5 protein-coding genes are annotated in these 5293 nt (G+C 38.8%); all 5 read left to right on the top strand.

Going from position 1 to position 5293, the window contains the following annotated elements; all coding sequences use genetic code 11:
- The coding region (locus AC1DRF_RS16040) for a DUF969 domain-containing protein (protein ID WP_477741134.1) at positions 1-612 on the top strand (612 nt) is incomplete at its 5' end.
- Complete coding sequence (locus tag AC1DRF_RS16035) at positions 613-1578, top strand: DUF979 domain-containing protein (protein ID WP_452635823.1); 966 nt, start codon at positions 613-615, stop codon at positions 1576-1578. It abuts the gene before it with no gap.
- Between the two features lie 14 nt (positions 1579-1592).
- Positions 1593-2234, top strand: a complete 642-nt coding sequence (gene pcp, locus AC1DRF_RS16030) for a pyroglutamyl-peptidase I (protein ID WP_477741133.1) — start codon at positions 1593-1595, stop codon at positions 2232-2234.
- Positions 2235-2468: 234 nt separating this feature from the next.
- The gene (locus AC1DRF_RS16025) at positions 2469-3767 is read left to right on the top strand and encodes a flagellin N-terminal helical domain-containing protein (RefSeq protein WP_477741132.1); all 1299 of its coding nucleotides are present in this window, start codon (positions 2469-2471) and stop codon (positions 3765-3767) included.
- Between the two features lie 273 nt (positions 3768-4040).
- On the top strand, positions 4041-5293 hold a 1253-nt coding region (locus AC1DRF_RS16020; protein ID WP_477741131.1), incomplete at its 3' end, for a heparinase II/III family protein.

Here is a 5293-nt window from a genome sequence, read left to right as displayed (position 1 = left end):
GGCCTTGTGTCAGGTTTGTCACTGCATGAAGTAATTACGATGTTTGGTCAGTTTTTTGTCGATAACCGCTATATGTCTATGGCTATTTTACTTACCCTTCCTATCTTTGGCGTATTAGAAAAATACGGGTTAAAGGAACAGGCGGAAGTACTGATCAAAAAAGCGAAAAACGCTTCTTCTGGAAATGTTTTACTTATATATCTTTTTATCCGTGAAATCTCAGCCGCAGTCGGCTTAAATATTGGAGGACACGCCCAATCTGTTCGTCCGTTAGTCGCACCTATGTCTGAAGGCGCAGCCCGTGCCAAGTACGGAGAGCTTCCACCTAAAGTCAAAGAAGATATTCGCGCCCACGCAGCCGCAGCTGAAAATACGGGCTGGTTTTTCGGCGAAGATATCTTTATCGCAACGGGTGGAATTCTTTTAATGAAAGGCTTCTTTGACTCTGTGGGTATTCACGTTGACGTCTGGGATATGGCGCTTTGGGGTATTCCAACAGCTATCGCAGCACTGCTGATCAGTGCGATTCGGTTCCGTCAGTTAGACCGACGTATTCACAAAAAAATGACGAAGCACAAACCAACATCATCTTCAAAGACGGAGGCGAGTTAAATGAAAAGCATCCTGACGCTTGATACGATTTACTACTTACTCGGTATTATTGTTGCTTTTATCGCGATTCGAATCGCACGTGATCACAACCATCCTAACCGTTTAGGATCTTCTCTATTTTGGGCGCTGTTTTCCGTTACGTTTTTATTTGGCAACGTCATTCCGCCTTTTTATATAGGGTGTTTAGTCATTATTATGGTGCTGCTTGCTTCATTTAACCGTGTCACTAAATCGAATGAAGCCGAAACACCTGCTGAAGAACGCGTGGCTCACGCACAGCGATTAAAAAACAAAATCTTTTTACCGGCTTTATTTATTCCTATTTTTACGATTATCGGCACTCTTCTTTTTGGAAAGATCAAGTTTGGAAACTGGGCATTGATCGACCCAGAAAAAGTCACGTTAATTTCACTGGCAATCGCAGCTGTCATTGCCTTTATCGCTTCAATGGGCGTCACTAAAGCAAAAATGGACGTGCCTGTTAAAGAAGGAAGCCGCTTGCTTCAAGCCGTCGGCTGGGCAGTTATTTTACCGCAAATGCTAGCAGCTCTTGGCGGTATTTTTTCAAAATCAGGCGTTGGAACAGTCGTTTCAGATATTGTGAGTGACGTGCTTCCAACTAACTATGCGTTTGTTGCTGTGCTGGCTTATTGTCTAGGAATGCTGCTATTTACGATTGTCATGGGAAATGCCTTTGCTGCGTTTGCCGTTATTACAGGAGGTATTGGACTTCCGCTGATTGTACATATGCATGGCGGAAATCCAGCGATTATGGCAGCGCTCGGCATGTTTGCTGGCTACTGTGGCACGCTTCTTACACCAATGGCAGCCAACTTTAACATCGTACCTGCTATGCTGCTTGAATTAAAAGACAAAAACGCTGTGATTAAAGCTCAAGTGCCGATTGCGCTATCCGTTTTTGTTGTTAACACATTATTGATGTATTACCTTGTATATCACTTTTAAAGGAGAGTAATAGAATGACAACTGTATTACTAACTGGATTTGAACCATTTGAAGGTGAAAGTATTAACCCGTCTTTAGAAGCTGTAAAAGCTTTAGACGGTATAGCTGTTGAAGACTATCACATTGTTGCTAAACCTCTTCCTACTGTGTTTGGCGAATCAATGGCAAAGCTTCATACATATATAGAAGACATCAGCCCTTCTATCGTCATTTGCGTCGGACAAGCAGGCGGCCGGGAAGGAATTACGGTCGAACGCGTTGCTATTAACGTAGACGACGCCCGAATCCCTGACAACATTGGTCAGCAGCCTATTGATCGCCCTATTATCGAAAACGGCCCTGCCGCATACTTTTCGACACTGCCGATCAAAGCCGCTGTCGAAAATCTGAGTCAAGCAGGCATTCCAAGCAGCGTCTCTCAAACCGCTGGAACGTTTGTGTGTAACCATGTATTTTACGGACTCATGAACATGATTCAAAACTGCTGTATTAAAGGTGGGTTTGTTCATATTCCTTACCTTCCTGAACAAGCTGTCAATCATCCAGGGAAAGCGAGTATGTCGTTGGATTTGATTGTACAGGGGTTACTTTCTATCGTAAAAACCACCATTGTAACAGAAAATGATATTTTAGTTTCAGGCGGAGCTACTCATTAATGCTAAAAACCAGTTCATATAGAGGACTGGTTTTTCTTTTTATATACACACAAACTTTTCATTAAATAAATTAATAGAATGTATAAAAAACCTCTTCTCTCAGTCGATATATATTATGAACATATTTCTCAAACGGAGGATGTTCGTTTACTATCATCCCAGCCAAGACTGGGATACTTCTTGCATACAAGGATGTAAATCAAGAAGTAAAACCATTATACGGAGGTAAGGAAAATGAGAATTAATCACAATATTGCAGCTTTAAACACGTACCGTCAATACAATACAGCTAACAATGCTCAAGCAAAATCTATGGAGAAATTATCTTCAGGTCAGCGTATTAACAGTGCGGCTGATGATGCAGCAGGTCTTGCAATTTCTGAAAAAATGCGTGGTCAAATTCGTGGATTGGATCAAGCATCTCGTAACTCTCAAGATGCTATCTCTTTAATTCAAACAGCTGAAGGTGGATTAAACGAGACACACGATATTCTTCAACGTATGCGTGAGCTTGCTACTCAATCAGCCAATGATACAAATGTAGATGCTGATCGCACTGCAATTCAAGATGAAATGAAGCAACTAACTTCTGAAATTAATAGAATTGGAAACACGACTGAATTTAATAGCCAAAAGATATTAAACGGTTCAAAGGCTACAGGTGCTACTACTGGAGCTACAGCTGGTGTTGATACAATAACGATTACAACGGCTTTTGCTGCAGGAGAAAGTTTTAAATTAGATGGTGTGACTTTTACTGCAGGTGCTACAGCTGATCCTAGTACTAATACGTTTGTTACAGGTGCAAATGCAACAGAACAAACGGCAAACATTGCTTCTGCTATTCAAAATAATAAAGGACTAGCTGAAAAATATACTGTTGGATATGATGGAACTGCAGGAACATTAACACTAACTCAAAAAGCTGGCTTTGAATCTGATACTGCTGCTACATTCTCAGAAACAGCAGGTACAGGTGTTGCCTCTATTGGAAACACAACAGCTGGTTCTAAAGGTACTTCTGGAGAATTAACGATGCAAATCGGTGCTAATGGCGGACAAACGTTTACTGTAGATATCAATGACATGAGAGCAAATTCTACAGGTACTAATGGGCTAGCTGTTGCGGGGAATGCAGGAGATACAAAAAGCGCATCTACTGGTAAAGTTGCATCATATGTAGCTTCAAACAACGTAACAGACGGAACCAGCAGTGCAACTACTATGGCTTCCTTAGACGTTTCAACTGCTGATAAAGCATCAGCTGCAATTGATGTGATTAATGATGCCATTACAAATGTATCATCTGAACGTTCAAAGCTTGGTGCATTCCAAAATCGCCTTGATCACACAATCAATAACTTAAATACATCTTCTGAAAACTTAACAGCTGCTGAGTCTCGTATTAGGGATACTGACATGGCAAAAACAATGATGGAACAAACGAAGAATTCAATTCTTGCTCAAGCATCTCAGGCTATGTTAAGTCAAGCTAACCAACAGCCACAAAGCGTACTTCAATTATTACGTTAATTGATAGTTTAAAAGAGTCTCCATGACGGGGACTCTTTTTTTAGGAAGCTATTATATTTCATTTATTCGTTTCTCTGTATTCTATTTTTTCTAACTACCATTCATAAAATTGAATAAAAAGGAAAATAAAAGTTACTTTTATACTAATTATAAGGTACTATATTAATTGTATTCTAACTTTTTATGAACAGGAGATTTTACTGTAAAATTAGAAATCATCCCTATGAATCATTGTTTATTTAGTCTATTAACTATAATTAAAAGGAGGATTATATGAAAAGAAATTGGAAAAGTTTTGTGATAACATGTTCTGTTGCTTCCTCATTACTTGTATCTATGTCAGCTTCAGTGAGCCCTGCTTATGCAGCGGCAAACTCTAAAAGTTCATCTATCCAGGTAACGGTTGCAAAAAAAATTAGTATCTTTAAGCGGGTTAGTTCCAACTCTCAAACTGTCGGTATAGCAGATAAACTAATGAGGGACGAACTTTACGTTAACACTATTTGGCCTACGTATAAATTCAATGGTAAACTAACATGGAAAGAAAACCCTTATAAAGATGACAGCTGGTCTTTTTATTTCCAAAGCTTAGATATGGTAGGTTATTTGACAAATGCCTACGAGCAAACTCATTCTCAAAAATATTTAGAAAAAGCTCAGTGGTACATAGAAAGCTGGATGAATGCTAATCCATCTCCTACAAAACAAGCAAGCCGCTTTGCTTGGAAAGATCACAGTACAGCAAACAGAGTCGTGACCATGATTCAATTCTGGGAACAATACAAGAATTCAGCTATTTATGATAAAGATTTTGAAAACAAATTAATTGAAATGTTAGAAAAGCACGGTGATTTTTTAATGGATGATAAAAATTACTCTGCCGGGAGTAATCATGGAATTTTCCAAGATCGTTCTTTAATTGAATTAGCACTAATCTTTCCAGATATGTCTCACAGTGAGCAATGGTATAAAAAAGGAATGGGTCGTTTAATTACACATGTAGAAGGTGACGTTACAAAAAGCGGTGTTCATAAAGAGCACAGTCCTTCTTATCACCTGCTTGTTCTTAACTTATTTAAAAGCATCAATGGCTTTATCAAACAATTTAACGTGAACGAGCCTAAGCTAAAAGATGGCATTTCAAAAATGGAGGATTATCTAGCTTTTGTTGGTAACCAATCTGGTGACTTACCGATGTTAGGTGATTCACAGCCTGAAAGCCTTTATTCCTTAAATCCTAAATCTATAACAAGTCAAAAGCTTTTATATGTTGTCACAAAAGGAAAACAAGGAAAAAAACCTGGTCAAGAAATGGTATACGGAGACGGTGGTACGGCTGTTTTTAAAAATGATTTGAATAACGAAAGACCTTTATACCTTTTATTCACATCTRCCTTCCACTCCACTACTCATAAACATGCGGATGATTTGTCCTTTATCTTAAACTATGGAAAAACTGACTTCTTTGTAGACTCAGGAAAATATAATTACAGTTACACAGATCCTTACAGAGAATACTTTAAAGG

Source organism: Priestia sp. P5_B4 (assembly GCF_056400385.1).
Note: the sequence above shows the minus strand (reverse complement) of the source record. Positions and strands in the feature narration are given on the sequence as shown.

Coding starts and splice junctions, on each gene's coding strand:
- AC1DRF_RS16035 (WP_452635823.1), top strand. CDS start 613: ATGAAAAGCATCCTGACGCTTGATACGATTTACTACTTACTCGGTATT.
- pcp (WP_477741133.1), top strand. CDS start 1,593: ATGACAACTGTATTACTAACTGGATTTGAACCATTTGAAGGTGAAAGT.
- AC1DRF_RS16025 (WP_477741132.1), top strand. CDS start 2,469: ATGAGAATTAATCACAATATTGCAGCTTTAAACACGTACCGTCAATAC.